Annotated in this window: 18 protein-coding genes; 11 read left to right on the forward strand and 7 right to left on the reverse strand. The window is 76.0% G+C overall.

The annotated features are described in order from the left end of the window. Positions 1–176: 176 nt before the first annotated feature. Both ACI796_RS10355 and ACI796_RS10360 read left to right on the forward strand, forming a co-directional pair. The gene (locus tag ACI796_RS10355) at positions 177–779 is read left to right on the forward strand and encodes an antibiotic biosynthesis monooxygenase (protein ID WP_456941142.1); all 603 of its coding nucleotides are present in this window, start codon (positions 177–179) and stop codon (positions 777–779) included. 125 nt (positions 780–904) lie between these two features. Continuing rightward, complete coding sequence (locus tag ACI796_RS10360; RefSeq protein WP_456941143.1) at positions 905–1,552, forward strand: LysE family translocator; 648 nt, start codon at positions 905–907, stop codon at positions 1,550–1,552. Positions 1,553–1,609: 57 nt separating this feature from the next. Here the strand turns inward: ACI796_RS10360 and ACI796_RS10365 are convergent, their stop codons facing one another. Continuing rightward, a complete protein-coding gene (locus ACI796_RS10365) occupies positions 1,610–3,565 on the reverse strand; it encodes an MFS transporter (protein WP_456941144.1) in 1,956 nt (651 codons plus the stop codon). A 665-nt stretch (positions 3,566–4,230) separates the two neighbouring features. After that, positions 4,231–5,088, reverse strand: coding sequence for an ABC transporter permease (locus tag ACI796_RS10370; RefSeq protein WP_456941145.1), 858 nt, complete (start codon positions 5,086–5,088; stop codon positions 4,231–4,233). A 70-nt stretch (positions 5,089–5,158) separates the two neighbouring features. Between ACI796_RS10370 and ACI796_RS10375 the strand changes: the two genes are divergently transcribed. Together ACI796_RS10375 and ACI796_RS10380 are read left to right on the forward strand one after the other, a co-directional pair. Then, positions 5,159–6,112, forward strand: coding sequence for an ABC transporter permease (locus ACI796_RS10375; RefSeq protein WP_456941146.1), 954 nt, complete (start codon positions 5,159–5,161; stop codon positions 6,110–6,112). Between the two features lie 586 nt (positions 6,113–6,698). Further along, complete coding sequence (locus ACI796_RS10380) at positions 6,699–6,938, forward strand: hypothetical protein (RefSeq protein WP_456941147.1); 240 nt, start codon at positions 6,699–6,701, stop codon at positions 6,936–6,938. A 33-nt stretch (positions 6,939–6,971) separates the two neighbouring features. On the opposite strand, the gene ACI796_RS10385 is transcribed toward ACI796_RS10380, so the two are convergent. Further along, complete coding sequence (locus tag ACI796_RS10385) at positions 6,972–7,397, reverse strand: hypothetical protein (RefSeq protein ID WP_456941148.1); 426 nt, start codon at positions 7,395–7,397, stop codon at positions 6,972–6,974. A 105-nt stretch (positions 7,398–7,502) separates the two neighbouring features. Here ACI796_RS10385 and ACI796_RS10390 point away from each other — a divergent pair, with 105 nt between their 5' ends. The 6 genes from ACI796_RS10390 to ACI796_RS10415 all read left to right on the forward strand — a co-directional run bounded on the left by ACI796_RS10390 (position 7,503) and on the right by ACI796_RS10415 (position 12,580). Beyond that, on the forward strand, positions 7,503–8,279 hold the full coding sequence (locus ACI796_RS10390; protein WP_456941149.1) for a glycerophosphodiester phosphodiesterase: 777 nt from the start codon (positions 7,503–7,505) through the stop codon (positions 8,277–8,279). Beyond that, complete coding sequence (locus tag ACI796_RS10395; RefSeq protein ID WP_456941150.1) at positions 8,276–9,175, forward strand: lysophospholipid acyltransferase family protein; 900 nt, start codon at positions 8,276–8,278, stop codon at positions 9,173–9,175. The genes ACI796_RS10390 and ACI796_RS10395 overlap by 4 nt, the downstream gene beginning before the upstream one ends. Before the next feature lie 61 nt (positions 9,176–9,236). Then, on the forward strand, positions 9,237–10,583 hold the full coding sequence (locus ACI796_RS10400) for an MFS transporter (RefSeq protein WP_456941151.1): 1,347 nt from the start codon (positions 9,237–9,239) through the stop codon (positions 10,581–10,583). Next, the gene (locus ACI796_RS10405) at positions 10,580–11,311 is read left to right on the forward strand and encodes a thymidine kinase (RefSeq protein WP_456941152.1); all 732 of its coding nucleotides are present in this window, start codon (positions 10,580–10,582) and stop codon (positions 11,309–11,311) included. The genes ACI796_RS10400 and ACI796_RS10405 overlap by 4 nt, the downstream gene beginning before the upstream one ends. Before the next feature lie 192 nt (positions 11,312–11,503). Further along, the gene (locus ACI796_RS10410; RefSeq protein ID WP_456941153.1) at positions 11,504–11,848 is read left to right on the forward strand and encodes an RNA polymerase-binding protein RbpA; all 345 of its coding nucleotides are present in this window, start codon (positions 11,504–11,506) and stop codon (positions 11,846–11,848) included. 177 nt (positions 11,849–12,025) lie between these two features. Further along, positions 12,026–12,580, forward strand: coding sequence for a dihydrofolate reductase family protein (locus ACI796_RS10415; RefSeq protein ID WP_456941154.1), 555 nt, complete (start codon positions 12,026–12,028; stop codon positions 12,578–12,580). A gap of 4 nt (positions 12,581–12,584) precedes the next feature. On the opposite strand, the gene ACI796_RS10420 is transcribed toward ACI796_RS10415, so the two are convergent. The 4 genes from ACI796_RS10420 to ACI796_RS10435 form a co-directional block, all read right to left on the reverse strand. Next, positions 12,585–13,097 carry an FxsA family protein gene (locus ACI796_RS10420; protein ID WP_456941155.1) on the reverse strand — a complete coding sequence of 171 codons (513 nt, stop codon included), beginning with the start codon at positions 13,095–13,097 and terminating at the stop codon, positions 12,585–12,587. A gap of 40 nt (positions 13,098–13,137) precedes the next feature. Continuing rightward, positions 13,138–13,929, reverse strand: coding sequence for a polyprenol monophosphomannose synthase (locus ACI796_RS10425; RefSeq protein WP_456941156.1), 792 nt, complete (start codon positions 13,927–13,929; stop codon positions 13,138–13,140). Next, on the reverse strand, positions 13,926–15,557 hold the full coding sequence (lnt, locus tag ACI796_RS10430; protein ID WP_456941157.1) for an apolipoprotein N-acyltransferase: 1,632 nt from the start codon (positions 15,555–15,557) through the stop codon (positions 13,926–13,928). The genes ACI796_RS10425 and lnt overlap by 4 nt, the downstream gene beginning before the upstream one ends. Before the next feature lie 197 nt (positions 15,558–15,754). Then, positions 15,755–17,278 carry an amidohydrolase gene (locus ACI796_RS10435; RefSeq protein WP_456941158.1) on the reverse strand — a complete coding sequence of 508 codons (1,524 nt, stop codon included), beginning with the start codon at positions 17,276–17,278 and terminating at the stop codon, positions 15,755–15,757. 83 nt (positions 17,279–17,361) lie between these two features. Here ACI796_RS10435 and ACI796_RS10440 point away from each other — a divergent pair, with 83 nt between their 5' ends. Next, a complete protein-coding gene (locus ACI796_RS10440) occupies positions 17,362–17,895 on the forward strand; it encodes a GNAT family N-acetyltransferase (protein ID WP_456941159.1) in 534 nt (177 codons plus the stop codon). The last annotated feature ends 2 nt before the right edge of the window (positions 17,896–17,897 follow it).

Genomic DNA, 17,897 nt, shown 5'->3' on the forward strand with positions numbered 1-17,897 from the left:
TCAACCGCACGCACCTGGGAGGACCCGGGCAGGTGCCCGGCCGCCGTGTCGCCCGTTATCCCCAACTACCCGGGCCGCGCGACGGTTGCCCCGCCCGGACGGGGGAGCAGCGAGGGCGGGGCAGATCACGCTCCCGCGGCCTGCGCGGCACCCGGCCGGTCGCCGATCCTGGCGGTATGACGACGTCGCTCCCGGTCGCCGCCGCACGCCTCCCGGTCACCGTCTCCTTCACCCGCCGGGCCGACCCGGCGCACACCCGGGAGATGACGGCGTGGATCCGGGCGGGCATGACGATGGCCGAGTCCTTCCTGGGCTTCCTCGGCGCCGGGTGGGTGCGCCCGCGCGGCGGCTCGGACGAGTGGCACATGCTCTGCCGCTTCGCCGACCACGAGGCGCTCGCCGCGTGGGAGGCCTCCGCGGAGCGCGCCTGGTGGCTGCGCTCGGCGGAGGGGCTGGCCGAGGTGACCCGCACCGAGCGCCGCACCGGCATCGAGGGCTGGTTCGACCAGCCGGTCAGCACCGAGGTCGCCACCTCGGCCGGGCCGCCGGCGCCGCCACGGTGGAAGCAGGCGACGACGATCTGGCTGGTCTTCTACCCGCTCAACCTGCTGGCCACGGTGACCCTCGGCGCGTTGCTGGCGGACGTGCCCGTGGCGCTGCGGGTGCTGGTCGTCACCCTGGCGCTCACCCCGGTGATGACCTACCTGCTGCTGCCGTGGATCACCCGCCGGCTCGAGTGGTGGCTGCACGGCCGGTCCTGGCGCGACCGCCGTCGTTGAGCGACCCGGGACCCCGCGTCCTGCCCTCGACCGTTATCCCCAACTATCTGCAGTGAAGACGGCTTGGGACGAACCGACGGGGAAAAGCCGACGACGACGGGAGGGGCTGCTGCCACGCTGGTCCCGTGGACGTCCCGGCGCTGGTGCTCGCGCTGCCCGCCTTCCTGGGCGCGGTGCTGCTGATCGCCGCGACCCCCGGGCCCGCCGTCGCGCTCATCGTGCGCCGCGCGGCCCTGCGGGGGAGCGCGGCCGCGGTGCCGACGGTGCTGGGGCTCGAGGCCGGGCTGTTCGTCTGGGCGCTGCTGGCCGGCGCGGGGGTGGCGGCCGCGGTCGCGGCGTCGGAGGCCGGTTTCCTCGTCCTGCGCGCCGTCGGGGCGGCGGTGCTGCTCTGGCTGGGCGGCCGGGCGCTGTGGCGGGCGGTGCGCGGCGGTCCCGGGCCGGAGCCGGCCGCCGCGGAGGGGCCGGTGCGCCGCCGCTGGGGCGGGGCCCTCGCCGAGGGGCTGCTCGTGCAGCTGGCCAACCCGAAGCTGGCCGTGTTCATGATCGCCTTCTACCCGCAGTTCGTCCCGGCCGGCAGTTCCCCGCTGCTGACCGCCGCGCTGCTCGGGCTGCTGCAGGTCGCCGTCGAGACGGCGCTGTACCTGGGGCTGGCGGCCGGCGTCGGCCGGGCCGGCAGCTGGTTCCGGCGCCCCCGCGTGCGCCGCGGCCTCGACGCGGCCTCCGGCGCGGTGCTCGTGGGCCTGGGCGTGCGGGTGGCGGCCGCCTCCCGCTGAGACGCGGACGGGCCGGGGAGCGCGTGCTCCCCGGCCCGTCGTGCGGTCAGGCGGCGGTCAGGCGGTCGTGCGCTCGAGCGCGGCGAGCTCCCGGGCCACCATCTCCTCGTGCGCCTGCTCGTCCTGGCGCGCCCGGCGCGGGCTCCACCGGCCGGCCATCACGAACACGAACGGCAGGAACAGCACCTGCCCGGCGACGCACACCCACCACCAGCGCTGCCATTGGTGCGGGTTCTCCTCGGCGGCGGTGGCGACCTCGTCGCCGTGGGCCGCGAGGTAGGCGAGGTCGTCGGCCGGGATCGCGGCGTTGGCCTCGGTGAGCACCGTCGCGTAGCGCTGCACGAGCGCGAGGTCGGCCTGCACCGCCGGGTCGCCGAGGCTGACCAGCAGCTGCGTGGCGGTGCCGGCGTCGACGCCGAGGGCCTGCGCGATCTGCCCGACGGCGGCGGCACCGGCCGCGGCGTCGGCCGGGTCCTGCTGCAGCGCGGCCAGCGTGGCCGGGTCGACCGCCTGGGCGGCGGCCAGCTGGGGCGCCCGGTTCCGCACCGCCTCGGAGACCGCGGCGGCCTCGTCGGCGTCGGCGCCCTGCTGGGTGGCCACGGCGCCGAGGGCGGTGGCCAGCGCGTCGACGTCGGCCGGGTCGGCGGCCAGCGCCTCGGACGCCTCCGGCGGGACGGCCGACAGGACGGCGACCTCCTGCGGGTGCGCCGCGACGATCTCGGTGACCCGCGACCCCTGGTCGACCAGCACCGAGGTGGCCGGCACGACGAGGGTGAAGACCGCCAGCGACGCCGTCACCACGATCCGCAGCAGCCAGCCCCAGATGGCCAGGCCGGTCGCCGTCGCGGCCGGGTTGTGCCGCTCGACGGTCTCGGTGAAGGAGGCCATCCAGGCGACGTAGGCCATACCGCCGCCGGCCGCCGACAGGATGAAGTAGACCGCGATCGTGTAGTAGCCGGTCTCCGGCTCCGTCGCCGACAGCGCGAACAGCACTGAGCCCACCAGGCCGACGAGCGTCCCGACGACCATGAACGGCTTGCGCACCCGGAACCGGTCGGTGAGCACGCCGGTGACCACCAGGGCGATCGCGTTGGTGACCCAGTACCAGTTGGCCAGCGCGTTGGCGCGCTGCTCGGAGTAGCCGAACACGGTGGCGAAGTAGACGACCGCGAAGCCGACGAGGATGTAGTAGAGCAGCAGGAAGATGCTGATGGCGAAGGCCGACCCGACGACGTCGAAGCGCAGCATCTGCCGCCAGTGGCCCCTCAACGCCTGCTCGGTGTCCAGGCCGCGGGCCCGGGCCTCGATGAGCGCGCGGTCGCGCATGCTGACCATGAGCTGGTCGCGCAGGGCGGGGGAGAGCTCGCGCAGCCCGACCAGCGCGACGAGGAAGACGACCAGGCCGGCGACGCCGCAGACGTAGAACTGGAAGCGCCAGTCGGGGTGGTCGTCGAGGGTGTTGCTGGACACCGTGGTGACCACGAGGCTGCCCAGCACCGGGCCGAGGGTCCAGAAGCCCATGGCGACCCCGCGGCCGACCTGCGGCGAGAAGTCGCGGATCAGTGCCGGGGTGGCCACCAGCACGACGCCCTCGACGAAGCTCAGCACCGCGAACAGCACGGTGAAGGCCGTCTTGCCCGGCGCGTGCGGGAGCCCGACCAGCAGGATCAGGCCCGTGATGAGCAGGCCGCCGACGACGAGGTTGGCGCGGCCCCAGCGGTCGGCGAGGCCGGCGAACAGCGAGGCGAAGGCGCCGACCAGGTTGCCGATGACGGAGACGAACACGTAGCCGGTGAACGAGTAGCCGAGCTCGGCGATGATCTGCGTCGCGACGGCGCCGCCGACGTAGAGCTCGTAGTACAGGACCACCGTGGCCAGCACGGTGATCCCCAGGTAGAGCGACCGGGGACCGGTGTCGGGGTAGCGGTCGAGCTTGCGGTCCCACAACCGGCGCAGGCCCCCGCCACCGGAGGGCGTGGGTGTCTGGCTCGGTCGGAGGTCGGTAGCGGTCACGTGCGGTCCCTTCCCGGCGCAGCGCCGAGCACGGGGAGGAGACGGCCCGGGTCAGGCCGCCGGTGTGGCGCGGAGCACACCGGCGCGGAACGTAGTGGCGGACTGTTGCAGGGGTCAACGGCACCGCTCCGTGCCGTAGCCGGACTGTGACCCTGGATCACTCGTCCGTTATCCCGAACATTGGTACGACGCAGGAAAGCGGAAAGACCCCACCACGACAGGGGAGGGGGCCCCTGCCGCCGCGGACGACGAGGGCGGGGAGTGTCGTACCCGTTCGGTCGCCGGTGCGCCCGGGCGCGCGGGCCTCGCGAGGCGCCGGCGACACGTCGTCCGGGATCGCCCGCCGACAGGGACGTCCGGGGCAGACTGTCCGCCGCCGGCACCCCGGGGACGGAGGCGCGGACCGTGACCCGAGCCCGCGCGATCCGGCATCGAGTCGGACGCCGGCGCTGGTGCGCTGGCGCCACACGGTTGTCGCGGCGTCGGCCTCGCACTGTCCTCCTGACCCGTTATCCCCAACGTGTGCGTCGAATTCGACCGATTTGCGCCCCGGGGTGGAAATCAGTGACCGGACCGGGTCGCCTTCTGGCGGGCGGCCCGGTCCGTGAAGCGGACGACGTGGTGAACGCCTCCCATGGGAGCGAGAGGCCGGCAGGGGAGCGGGGTCAGTGCCCGCGGGCCGTCCGGGCGGTCTTGCGCAGGCCCTCGCCGAGCAGGACGAACGCGGCCACCGCGACGACGAGGACCAGGCTCGGCGCGACGAGCGCGTGCGGTGCGCGCGACGCCGCCTCGCCGCCCTGCTGCAGCAGGATGCCCCAGGACTCGGTGGGCCGCTGCAGGCCGACCCCGGCGAAGGTCAGCACCGCCTCGGCGGAGATCAGCACGCCCGCGTAGGCGCTGGCGAACACCAGCAGCGGGCGGACCGCGTTGGGCAGCACGTGCCGGACGACCAGCCGCAGCGACCCGGTGCCCAGGGCGCGCGCCGCGGTGACGTACTCCAGGGCCAGGACCTGCCGGGTGCTCGCCCGCGTGACGCGCACCATCGGCGGCCAGCTGAACACCGCGAGCACGGCGACGACCTGCCACACCCCGCGCCGGTCGGTCGCGCTGAGCAGGACGACCCCGCCGAGCACGAGCGGGATGCCCGCCCAGACGTCGGTGAGCCTCGAGACGACGCCGTCGACCCAGCCCCCGGCCGCGCCGGCCAGCGTCCCCAGCACGACGGCCATCAGGCCGCTGAGCACGATGACGGCGACGGCGAGCAGTAGCGACGTCCGCGCGCCGTACGCCGTCTTGGCGAGCAGGTCACAGCCGAACAGGTCGAAGCCGAAGGGGTGGTCCCAGGACGGCGGCACCAGGGAGTCGGCCAGGTCGCAGGAGCGCGGGTCGGCGTCGGTGACGGCGCCGGGGACCAGGGCGGTCGCGGTGAGCAGCGCCAGCACGGCGACGGCGACCACCAGCGGGGCGTTCCGGCGGCCCACCACCGGCCGGGCCTCCCGGGGGTCGGTGGACGAGGACGGCACCGGCGGAGTCTGACCGAGCGGGCGCCGCCGCGTCGACCGGGATGATCACCGTCCTGCCACGATGTCGGCCGTGGTCGCGTTCGCCGCCCGCCGGACCGGGCAGATGCTGCTCAGCCTGTGGGCGGCGGTGACCCTGGTGTTCGTCGCCGTGACGCAACTCCCCGGGGACCCGGTGCGGGCGCTGTTCGGGTTCCAGCCGCCGCCTCCGGCGCTCTACGCCCGGATCCGCAGCGAGTACCACCTCGACGAGCCCCTGCCGGTCCAGTACGGCCTGTACCTGCGCGACCTGCTCACCGGGAACTGGGGGAGCGGACTGCCCTCCCTCCGGGGCGACGCCGTGGTGCCCGGGCCGGCCGTGCTCGACATCGTCGCCGCGACCGCGCCGGTGAGCGCGGCCCTGCTCGCCGGCGCGGTCGTCCTCCAGCTCGTGGTGGGCGTCGTCGCCGGGGCGCTGGCGGCGGGCGGGCGGTGGACCGGGACGGGCGTCTACGCCGTGGCCACGGTGCTGGTGGGCACGCCGGTCGTCGTCGCGGCCTACCTGCTGCGGTTCGTCTTCGTCTCCGAGCTCGGCTGGGCGCCGTTCCACGGCCGCACGGGGGAGCCGGCGGCCTACGTCCTGCCCGTGCTCGCCCTGGCGGCGCTGTCGACCGGCTACGTCGCGCTCATCACCCGGGCCGAGGTCGGGGACACGCTGCGGGCGCCGTTCGTCCAGGCGGCGCGCGGCCGCGGGCTGTCGCCGTCGCGGGTGGTGGGTGTGCACGCGCTGCGGCCGGCGCTGACGCCGGTGGTGACGTTCGTGGCGGCGAACCTGGGCCAGCTGTTCGTGGGGCTGGTCGTGGTCGAGGGCGTCTTCGGCATGCCCGGGGTCGGGTCGGCGATCCTGGGGGCGATCGAGGCGCACGACCGGGCACTGCTGGTCGGGCTCACCACGGTGGTCATCGGTGCGGTGATCGTGGCGAACGCGGTCGCCGACGTCGTCGCGGCGGCGGTGGACCCGCGGGTCCGGTTGAGTCCGGCGACCTGATCAGGTGCTCGGGGAGCGGGTCCTCTCCACGCTAGTTGACATAATGTGCATTATCGGCGGCAGCTCTAGGAGCCCGAGAGGCCATCTGACCACCTGGACGGCGCATCTGTCCGGTGCCCGGTCCACCCGTCGACGACCGGACGTCCCCCTGTCGCCGAGTTGCCATGTCGTCGTGTCCGTCCCGCCGTGCCGGGTCTCGAGCCGCGCGACGACGTCCCGGCGGCTCGGGACGTTCCTGTCGATCCGCACGTCTCTGTCGTTCCGCACCACCCGGTCCGCGACCCGTCGCCGTCAGACGGTCCGCCGGACGCCCTGACCGCTCGCCCGTCGGCCGCCCCGTGATCCGTCGGCCGCCCCGTGATCCGTCGGCCGCCCCGTGATCCGTCGGCTCCACCGGAACCCGATCCGCTCCGTCCCCGGACCCGTCCGGCCCCCGGTCGCCGGCCGCTCCGGGCAGCCGTCGCCGCCACGGGTCCCCTGCTCCCCATCCGCCGACACCTCCGTCATTCCGTCACAGTGACGTTATGCCGGTGGTGTCGGCGGCTTCGACGGGCGGGCCGCCCGGTGCCTGCTTAGGGTCGGGAACATGGAACTCCGACGCCCGATCGCCGCACTCATGACCGCGCTGGCGTTGTTCGGAGGAGGCGCGACGCTCACCGCCTGCAACGCGGCCGGTGACACCCAGAACGACGGCACCACGGACGACAGCGAGAACAGCGGCGGCAACGACCCGTCCGACGAGTCGCAGGACAACCTGCCCGACAACAGCAACCCGGACCAGAACGCGCCCGAGGACCAGGACGACGACACCCAGGACCCGGACTGACCCGCCGCTGACGGGCCCGCCCGCACGCCGGGGTCAGCCGGCGGCGCGCTCGGAGACCCAGAGCTTGTCGAGCCGCCCCGTGGAGTGCACCAGGTCCGCCAGCGACCGCTCGAGCTCGGCCTTGGTGTGCCGCTCGCCGAGCAGCGTCTGGACGTCCTCGAGCGCGCAGCGCAGCTGGAAGAGCCGGTCCTGCAGACCGTCGAGCTCGGCGCGCCGCACGAGGACGACGTCGTCGGAGAGGCCGGCCTTGGCGACCGCCGTGCGCTGCTCGTACGCGCGCTGCCGGCAGGCCTGGCCGCAGTACATCCGCGGGCGGCCGACCGAGCCACCCTGGGGCAGCACCCGCCGGCACCACCCGCAGCGCCGTTCGGTCCCGCTCCCCTGCCGTCCCGCCGTCGTGTCCGCCTTCCCCGTCGTCCCGTCCGTCCCGACCACGCGGTCGGCGTGCTGCTTGCCCACGCCGGGCACGCTAGACGCCGCCACCGACAGTCCCGCGGGACACGCCCGACCCGCCGGGAGAAGGGGCTGGTGAGCGCGTCGGAGCCGCCGGTTAGCGTGACGCCCGTGCCTCCCGCCCGGTTCGCCTTCCTCGACGCGCCGGCGCCGCTGGCGATGGCGCACCGCGGCGGGGCGATCGAGCACCTGGAGAACTCCATGCCGGCCTTCGAGGCCTGCGTGAAGATGGGCTACCGCTACATCGAGACCGACGTCCGGGTGACCGCGGACGGGGTGGTCGTCGTCTTCCACGACCCGGCGCTGGACCGGGTCACCGACCGCACCGGCCGGATCGAGCAGTTGCCGTGGGCGGAGGTCGCCGCCGCCCGCATCGGTGGCCGCGAGCCGATCCTGCGGCTGGAGGAGCTGCTCGGCGCCTGGCCCGACGTCCGGTTCAACCTCGACATCAAGGCCGCCGGCGTGCTCGCCCCGCTGGTGCGCGTGCTGCGCCGGACGGACGTCCTCGACCGGGTCTGCCTCGCCTCGTTCTCCGACGCCCGGGTCGCCGCCGCCCGCCGGTTGCTGGGGCCGGCGGTGTGCACGTCGCTGGGCCCGCGGGGGGTGGCGGCGCTGCGGCTGTCCTCCTACTCCCCCCGCGCGGCCGGGCTGGTGCGCGTGCCGGCCGGCTGCGCCCAGGTGCCGCTGCAGCTCGGCGGCCGGGCGCTGGTCGACGAGCGGTTCATCGCCGCGGCGCACGCCCGCGGCCTGCAGGTCCACGTGTGGACCGTGGACACCCCGGAGGAGGCGACGGCGATGCTCGACCTCGGCGTGGACGGGATCATGACCGACCGCCCGGCCATGCTGAAGGAGATCCTCGAGGCGCGCGGCCAGTGGGCGGGCCGGTGACCGGACGGCTCGGGCGGCTGCGCACGGCACTGGGTGAGTGGCGGCCGACCCCGCCGCCGCTGCCCGACCACCTCGAGGCGGTCCTGCACGACGGCGACCCCGAGTGGTTCGCCCGCGAGCTGGCCATCGCCGCCGCGCCGCCGTGGGACGTGTGGCTGTTCCTGCTGCGCCGGTTCTCCTGGCTGGTCGACCTGTTCGGCCGGGTGGAGGTCACCGGCTGCATCCCCGAGCAGCTGCGCCGCGGGCCGCTGCTGCTGGCGGCCAACCACGTCGGCGACTTCGACCCGTTCCTGATCGCCGTCGCGCTGCACCGGCTGGGCGTGGTGCCGCGGATGATGGCCACCGGCGGGATCATCTCCGCACCGGTGGTGGGGCCGCTGCTCGAGCGCGCCGGCGGCATCCGGGTCGAGCGCGGCACCGAGGTCGCCCGGCACGCGGTGCGGGTCACCGAGGTGGCGCTGGTGCACGGCGGGCACGTCGTCGCCTATCCCGAGGGGCGGGTCGGGCTGGCGCCCGACGGGTGGCCCGAGCGCGGCCGCACCGGGATGGCCCGGCTGGCGCTCGGCGTCGGCGTGCCGGTGATCCCGGTCAGCCAGTGGGGCGCGCAGGAGGTGCTGCAGTACGGCAACGACTGGGGGAAGCTGCGCACCCTGGCCCGCTCGCTGGTGCAGCGGCCGGTGCTGCGAGTGCACGTCGGCCCGCCGGTGTTCCTGGAGGACCTGCGGCTGGGCCGGGTGGGCGACGCCAACCGCGCCCGGATGCGGATCGCCGCGGCGATCACCCGCGGGCTGGTGCCGCTGCGCGCGGCCAGCCGGCCGCTGCACCCGGACCCCACCCGCCCGACCAACGGGGCCGCGGCGTTCCCCGACGGCGTCGTCCCCGAGGACATCCCGTGACCGGACACCCCACGACCCCCCGGTGCTGGAACCGGCGGGGCCGGGCTGACACCCTGCGCCCGTGACTGCCCCCCACGTCGACGCGGCGCAGCCCGTCGACCGCGCCCTGCGCCGCGAGCGCTTCGGCTGGTACTCCTACGACTGGGCGATGTCGGTGTTCAACACCAGCGTCACCACGGTCTTCCTGGGCCCATACCTGACCACCGTCGCCGAGGACGCCGTCGGCGCCGACGGCCGGCTGCCCTTCCTCGGCCTGTCCATCCCGCCCGGCAGCTGGTTCTCCTACGTGCTGTCGTTCTCGGTGGTCCTGCAGGTCGTCGTGCTGCCGCTCACCGGCGCCGTTGCCGACCGCACCGGGCGCAAGCGGCACCTGCTCGGCGGGCTGGCGCTGCTCGGGGCGCTGGCCGCGACCTGCCTGTTCTTCGTCGCCGACGGCCGCTACCTGCTGGGCGCGGCGCTGTTCGTCGTCGCCAACGTGGCCTTCGGCGCGGCGACGGTCGTCTACTACTCGTGGCTGCCCGACCTCGCCGGTCCCGACGCGCGCGACGCGGTCTCCAGCCGCGGGTGGGCGTTCGGCTACGTCGGCGGGGCGCTGCTGCTGGCGGTGCACCTGGGGCTGTTCCTCGGCGCGGAGTCCCTGGGGCTGACCTCCGGGGAGGCGGTGCGCATCTGCCTGGCGACGGCGGGGCTGTGGTGGGGGCTGTTCACCCTGGTCTCGGTCTCGCTGCTGCGCGACCGGCCGCCGGTCGCCGGGCACGGCACCGCCACCAGCGGCTTCCGGCAGCTGGCCGCGACGCTGCGCGGCATGCGGGCGTTCCCGCTCACGCTGTGGTTCCTCGGCGCGTACCTGCTGTTCAACGACGGCGTGCAGACGGTCATCTCGCTGTCGGCCACCTACGCCAGCGAGGAGCTGGGGCTGTCCCAGTCGGTGCTCACCGGCGCGATCCTCATGGTCCAGGTGGTCGCCGTGTTCGGGGCGCTGGGCCTGGGCCGGGTGGCGGCCCGCTACGGCGCCAAGCGCACCGTGCTCGGCTGCCTGGTCGCCTGGACGGCGGTGCTGGTGGCGGCGTACTGGCTGCAGGAGGGCGCGGTCGCGCAGTTCTACGCGCTGGCCGCGGTCATCGGGCTGGTGCAGGGCGGCACCCAGGCGCTGTCCCGGTCGCTGTTCAGCCACCTCATCCCGGCCGGCCGGGAGGCGGAGTACTACAGCTTCTACGAGATCAGCGACCGCGGGACCAGCTGGCTGGGGCCGCTGGCGTTCGGCCTGACGTACCAGCTCACCGGCTCCTACCGGTACGCGATCATCAGCCTGGTGGTGTTCTTCGTCGCCGGGTTCCTGCTGCTGCTGCGGCTGCCGATGCGCCGGGCCGTGCAGGCGGCGGGCAACACCCCGCCGGAGCGTCTGTGAGCGACCCGTCCGCCCCGCTGGTGTCGGTCCCGGCGGCCGGGGACCGGCGGCGTGCCCCGGCCCCGGCGCACCTGCGGTTCTTCCACGGGCCGATGGACTGCGGGAAGTCCACGCTGGCGCTGCAGGTCGACCACAACCAGAGCCGGCAGGGCCGCTCCGGGCTGCTGCTCACCCAGGGCGACCGGTCGGCGCAGCCGCGGATCAGCTCCCGGGTGGGGCTGTGCCGCGACGCCGTCGAGGTCGGCCCGGGCACCGACCTGCTGCTGCTGGTGCGCAGCCACTGGGCCGACGGGCGGCGGGTGGACTACCTGATCGTCGACGAGGCGCAGTTCCTCACCCCCGGGCAGGTGGACCAGCTCGCCGAGCTCGTCGACGCCTCGCACGTCGACGTGTACGCCTTCGGGCTGACCACCGACTTCCGCGCCCGGCTGTTCCCGGGCACCCAGCGGCTGCTCGAGGTCGCCGACGACGTGCAGCGGATCCAGGTCGAGGTGCTGTGCTGGTGCGGGCTGCCCGGGCTGCTCAACGCCCGGGTCGTCGACGGGCAGATGGTGCGCGAGGGCGCCACCGTCGTCGTCGCCGACACCGCCCCCACCCCGGCGCCGGGCGAGGCGGAGGGGCCCGGCCCCGGCCCCGAGGTGCACTACCAGGTGCTGTGCCGGCGGCACCACGTGCTCGGCCAGCTCGGCCCGACCGCGGCCGGCCCGGGGCAGCTCGCCCTGCCCTGAGCGGCCGGCCTCCCCCGGCCGAGGGGGCCGCGCGCGGCCCAATACCACCCCATGCGATGATGGGGAACCGACTCAGCGGAATCTCTCCGCGAAATCCGCCGTTGGTCCCTTTCGACACCCTCCCGCAGTGGGTACCCCCTGCCGCGACGAGGAGTCCTGACCGACACCACCAGCACGAGAGGACGGTGTGCCATGGGCGAGCGTTCCCTGCGGGGCAGCCGACTGGGCAGCGTGAGCTACGAGACCGAGCGGAACACCGCGCCGATCGAGCGGCAGTACGTCGAGTACAGGTGCCCCTCCGGTCACCAGTTCACCGTCCCTTTCGCGGACGACGCCGAGGTGCCCGACACCTGGGAGTGCAAGTTCGACGGCTCCTCGGCCAAACTGGTCGGCGGCTCCGAGCCGGCACCCAAGAAGGTCAAGCCGCCGCGGACGCACTGGGACATGCTGCTCGAGCGCCGCTCCGTCGAGGACCTCGAGGAGGTCCTGGCCGAGCGCCTCGAGGTGCTGCGCGGCCGGCGGACCCGCGCCAGCTGAGGAAGGACCCGCCTCCTCACCGCTCGCGAGCTCGCGGCGGGCCCCTGGAGGTGGGCCGTTCCAGGACCGTCGACGGCCCCGGTGGGATCCCCCACCGGGGCCGTTCCGCGTCCGGGGACCGATGAGTTCCCTCCCCTCCCCCGGTCTGCCCCGCAGGACCCGACCGAGGAGGACCCCGTGGCACACCTCATCGCCGGCATGACCGTGTCCCTGGACGGCTACGTCGCCGATCCCGACGGGGACTTCGGCATGCTCTACGCCGACCTCGGCACCCCGGCCGGCGAGGAGTACCTGGCGGCCTCCCAGGCCGAGACCGGCGCGGTGCTCATGGGCCGGCGCACCTACGACGGCGCGCCCGATCCCGACTCCTACGCCGACGACTACGAGTACCAGGTGCCGATCGTCGTCCTGACCTCACGCCCGCCGGTGACCCCGCCGCGGCGCAACGACCGGCTGTGGGTCACCTTCTGCGGCGACCTGCACGAGGCGGTGGCCACCGCCCGCGAGCTGGCCGGCGAGCGGGCGGTCACCGTCGTCGGCGGCGCCGACCTCAACCGCCAGCTGCTCGACGCCGGCCTGGCCGACGAGCTGCGCGTCGACGTCATCCCGGTGCTGCTCGGCGGCGGCCTGCGGCTGTTCGACGGCGTCGCCCCCGGCCGGCTGGAGGCCACCGGCGTCGAGCAGGTGGGCCAGCGCACCGGCCTGCGCTTCCGGCCCCTCCCCCGCGACTGAGCGCTCAGCCGCCGCGGGGCCCGGCGTCGACGACCTGGCCCTCGACGACCTGGCCCTCGACGACCTCGCCCTCGATGACCCGGACCCCGCCGTCGGGCCGGGCGTACACCGTCCCCGGCGCCCGGGTGCTGCGCACCCGCACCGGCGCGGACAGCCCCAGCCGCGCGGCCAGCCCCCGGCCCACGGCGGCGCGCACCAGCGGCCGGGTGGGCGGCAGCAGGCACAGCAGGCCGACGACGTCGCCGAGGAACCCCGGCAGCACCATCAGCGCCCCGCCGACGGCGACCAGCCCGGCGTCGGTGGCCGCGGTGCCCGGCGCGCGGTGCTCCCGGGCGCGGGCGCGCAGCTCGTCCAGCGCCCGGGTGCCCTGCCGGGCCAGCAGGACCCAGCCCAGGACGGTGGTGGCCAGCGCGGCCAGCAGCGTCCAGCCCACGCCGATCCACGCCGCGACCAGCGCGAAGACGACGACCTCGGCGAGGGCCCACAGCCCCGCCAGCACCCGTACCCGGTGTCCCACGGCACTCCCCGGCCCGATCTCGCGGGCGGCCCGGGTCCGCCTACCGGACCTCGCTGGACCGCCCGCGCTCGCGGACCCGTCCCGGCACGGGCCGTGGGACCCGGCCCGGCAGGCGGTCGGCCAGCCGGTCCTGCAGGCCCCAGAGGGTGACCCGTGCCAACGCCTCTCCAACGATCGAGGACGTCATCTTGCTCCTGCCGAACTCCCGTTCGCTGAAGGTGATCGGCACCTCCACCACCCGGGCGCCCGCCCGCCAGGCCCGCCAGGCCCAGTCGACCTGGAAGCAGTAGCCCTGGCTGGCCACCTGGTCGAAGGGCAACCGGTCGACCAGCTCCCCGCGGACGGCGCGGAACCCGCCGGTGGCGTCGGCCAGCGGCAGGCGCAGCGCGTGGCGGGTGTAGACGTTGCCCAGCCGGGACAGCAGCAGCCGCCGGCGCGGCCAGTCCTCGACGCTGCCGCCGGGCACGTAGCGGGAGCCCAGCGCCAGGTCGGCGTCGGCGAGGGCGGCCAGCAGCCGCGGCAGCTGCTCGGGGTGGTGCGAGCCGTCGGCGTCCATCTCCACCAGGACGTCGTAGCCGCGCTCCCGGCCCCAGCGGAACCCGGCGACGTAGGCCGGGCCCAGGCCCGCCTTCTCGGTGCGGCGCAGCACGTGCACCCGGTCGTCCCGCGCGGCCAGCTTCTCGGCCAGCTCGCCGGTGCCGTCGGGTGAGCCGTCATCGACGACCAGCGCGTGCGCGCCGGGGACGGCGGCGTGCAGCCGCTCCACGATCGGCTCGAGGTTCTCCGCCTCGTCGTAGGTCGGGATGACGACCAGCACCCGCACCGCGCTCACCGGGTGCCCCGCTGCCGGCGGCGCAGCGCCGGGGCGGCGACCGCGAGCACCGCCCCGGCGCCCAGCGCGGTCAGCACCCACTCCGGAGCCGCGCCCAGCCGCTCGGCGACCGTGGCGGAGTCGCGCTGGGCGACGTCCTCGACGAACACCGCGGGGGTGAACAGCTCCGAGCGGCGGGCCAGCGACCCGTCGGGCGCCACGACGGCGGAGATGCCGCTGGTGGCCGCGACGACCACGGTGCGACCGAACTCGACCGCGCGCAGCCGGCTGGCGGCCAGCTGCTGCTCGCTCTCGGCGGTGTAGCCGAAGGTGGCGTTGTTGGTCTGGACGACGAGCATCCCGGCGCCGGCCTCCACCGTGTCGGCGACGAGGGAGTCGTAGACCACCTCGAAGCAGATGACGTCGCCCACCGGCGCGCCACCGACGTCGAGGACCCCGACCTCGGTGCCGTGCGTGAAGTCGCGGCGGACCAGGTCGACCTTGTCGCTGAAGAACCGGAAGAACGCCCGCGCCGGCACGTACTCGGCCAGCGGGACGGGGTGGCGCTTGACGTAGGTGTCGCCGGGCCCGGTCTCGGGGTCCCAGACGATGCCGGTGTTGCTCAGGTACCGGCCCGGCCCCTCCACGACCGCGCCGACCAGGATCGGCGCGCCGATCGCCTCGGCGGCACGGCTGATCTGGCGGGCCGCGTCGTCGTTGCGGTAGGGGTCGATGTCGGAGCTGTTCTCCGGCCACACGACCAGGTCCGGCTGCGCCTGGTCGCCGGCCGCGACGGCGGCGGCCAGCCGGACCGTCTGCTGCACGTGGTTGTCCAGCACGGCCCGGCGGCGCGCGTTGAACTCCAGCCCGGCCTCCGGGACGTCGCCCTGGATCACCGCGACGGTCTTGGCGGGCCCGCCCGCGGTGAGCGAGGGGCCGGCCAGCGGTGCCCAGGCCAGCGCGCCGAGCAGCGGGACGGCGAGGACGGCGGCGACCAGGGCGGCCGCGGTGCGCAGCGCCGGCCCGCGGGCGCCTCGGCCGGCACCGCCCGCCCCGGCGGCCCGCCAGGCGCGGGCGAGGGCGAGCAGGGCGGCGGCCAGCAGCGTGCCGGTGAGCGCGACGGCGAAGGACACCAGCGGCACCCCGCCGTAGGCGGCGAGGGAGAGGAAGGCGCCGTCGGTCTGGCTCAGCCCCAGCCGGCCCCAGGGGAAGCCGCCGAGCGGGAGCCGGCCGCGCAGCGCCTCGTCGGCCACCCACAGCGCCGCGGTCCACAGCGGCCACAGCCGCAGGCCGGACACCGCGGCGGTGGCCGCGCCGAGCAGGGCGAGGAACAGGGCCTGCGAGACCGCCAGCGCCAGCCAGGGGAACGCGCCGACGAAGGTGCCGGTCCACGACAGCAGCGGCACGAAGAAGGCCAGCCCGCACACCAGCCCCAGCCACGCGCCCGACCGGGCCCGCTGCCCGCGGACGGCCAGCGCCAGGGCCGCGGGGCCGAGCACCGCCAGCGGGGGCAGCGACCAGCCGGGGAAGGCGAGCAGCATCGCCAGGCCACCCGCGGCGGCGAGCGCGGTGCGCCACGGCAGGCGGCGGGCGCGGCGACGGCCGGCGCGCGCGGGCGTCCCCGCGCCGGTGTCGCGCTCCTCCGTCACGGCTGCTGGCGGCACCCCCGACCTCCCCGCGACGTCCTGCCGCGGGCAGCGCCCGGGCATCCGGCTGCACCCGTCCGCGGCGGACGGCGTGCGGACCACGGCCGTGGTCCACCTCCGAGCATCCCATCCCGCGGCCCGTCCTCCGGGACCCGACGTGCGCGGGGTCCCCCGTCCGGGCCGCCCCCCGGACCGGATGGTTACAGCGACGGCAGCGGCCGGCCCGCGACCACCAGCTGCCGGCAGGCCGGCCGGTCCCGGCGGTCGAGCACCGCCGACAGGCCGGCGTCGGTGGCCCACAGCGCGAGGTCGGCCGGCGCGCCGGGCGCCAGCGGCCCGGCGGCGGTCTCGGCCCGGACGGCGTGCCAGCCGCCATGGGTGGCCGCGTCGAAGGCGTCGAAGGGGCGCAGCCCGGCGCCGGCGGTGCGGTGGTCGACGGCGGCGTGCACGCCGCCCCAGGGGTCCATCGGCGTCACCGGGGCGTCGCTGCCCAGCGCCAGGGCGACGCCGGCGTCGGCGAGGTCGGCGAACGGGTTGCAACCGGCGGCCCGCTCGGCGCCCAGCCGCTCGGCGTACATGCCGCCCGTCCCGCCCCAGGCGGCGTCGAAGGCGGGCTGGACGCTGGCCACCATCCCCCACGACCGCATCCGCTCGACCGCCGCGGGGCTCGCCATCTCCACGTGCTCGAGCCGGTGCCGGCAGGCCCGCACGGCCGGCACACCGAGCTCGGCCACCACCGTCGCGACCGCGTCCAGCACCTGGTCGACGGCGGCGTCGCCGATGCAGTGGAAGCCGGCCTGGATCCCGGCGGCGGTGCAGGCGCGCACGTGGTCGACCAGGGAGGCGGTGTCGAACCGCAGCGCCCCGGCGGTGCCCGGCCGGTCGGCGTAGGGGGCGTGCAGCGCGGCGGTGTGCGAGCCGAACGCGCCGTCGCAGAACAGGTCCCCGCCGGCGCCGGCCAGGCCCAGCTCGCGCACCAGGTCCAGGCCGCCACGCTCGGCCAGCTCCCCCCAGTAGCCGGTCACCCGCGGCCCGGGCTGCTGCCGGGCCAGGTCCAGCAGGGCGCGCAGGTCCGCGGCGCCGGACACCTCGGGCCCGGCCATCTCGTGCAGGCTGCCGATCCCCAGCCGCGCCGCCTCGGTGAGGGTGGCGGCCTGCGCGGCGGCCCGCTGCGGTGCCGTCACCGCCCCGTAGGCGGCCTGCCGGGCGGCGTGGTGGGCGTCCAGCCGCAGCTGCCCGTCCGGGGAGAACCCGGGCAGGTCGCGGACGCCGGGCACGCGGTCGAGCAGCGCGGTGGAGACGGTCGCGGAGTGCACGTCGACGCGGGCGAGGTAGGCCGGCCGGTCCCCGACGACGGCGTCGAGGTCGGCGCAGGTGAGCCCGCGGCCCTCCGGCCAGCCGGTCTCGTCCCAGCCGGTGCCGAGCAGGATGCCCGGTGGTGCATCGCGCACGGCCTCGGCGACCGCGGCCACCGCCGCGGCGAGGCTCGACCTCGAGTGGAGGTCGAGACCGGTGAGCGCCAGGCCGGTCGCGGTGGCGTGCACGTGCGCGTCCACGAACGCCGGGGTGAGCAGCGCGCCCTCCCCGGCCAGTACCCGGCCGGCCCGCGGCGCGTCGGCGGCCGCGCCGGTCCAGGCGATCCGCCCGTCGACGACGTGCACGGCGCGGCCGGGACGGTCGCCGACGGTCACGTCGGTGAGCAGCAGGTCGGTCGGGGACGTCACGGTCCCCGAGCATGACGGCGCGCCCGGGCCGCTGCGGCGCCGGGTCCGCGGGTAGCGCGGGGCGCGCCGGGTAGGCAGTCGCGATGACGGTGCCGGACGGGGAGCTGCGCACCGCCCGGCTGCGGCTGCGCCCGTGGACCACCGGCCCCGACGACCTGGCCCGGCTCACCGACATCTACCGGCGGGAGGAGGTCACCCGCTGGCTGGGCGGGCCCCCGTCGGTGGGCCCGGTGGAACTGGTGGCCCGGTGGGCGGAGATCCGGCGCGCGGACCCGGTGCACGGCTGCTGGGCGGTGGAGGTGCGCGAACCGGAGCCGGTGGTGGCCGGCACGGTGCTGCTCAAGCCGCTCCCTGACGGTGTCGGGGAGGTCGAGGTGGGCTGGCACCTGCACCCGGAGTGCTGGGGCCGGGGCTATGCCACCGAGGCGGCGCGGGCGGTGGTCGACCACGCCTTCGGTGCGGGGGTGCCGGAGGTGTACGCCGTCGTCCGGCCCGGCAACGAGGCCTCGCTGGCCGTGTGCCGGCGCCTGGGCATGCAGCCGCTGGGCCGGCTGCGCCGCTGGTACGACGTCGAGCTGGAGGCGTTCCGGCTGATGGCGCCGGCGGTGGTGGAGTAGCG

Source organism: Geodermatophilus sp. SYSU D00525, from assembly GCF_054050475.1.

Coding starts and splice junctions, on each gene's coding strand:
- ACI796_RS10355 (WP_456941142.1), top strand. CDS start 177: ATGACGACGTCGCTCCCGGTCGCCGCCGCACGCCTCCCGGTCACCGTC.
- ACI796_RS10380 (WP_456941147.1), top strand. CDS start 6,699: ATGGAACTCCGACGCCCGATCGCCGCACTCATGACCGCGCTGGCGTTG.
- ACI796_RS10410 (WP_456941153.1), top strand. CDS start 11,504: ATGGGCGAGCGTTCCCTGCGGGGCAGCCGACTGGGCAGCGTGAGCTAC.
- ACI796_RS10440 (WP_456941159.1), top strand. CDS start 17,362: ATGACGGTGCCGGACGGGGAGCTGCGCACCGCCCGGCTGCGGCTGCGC.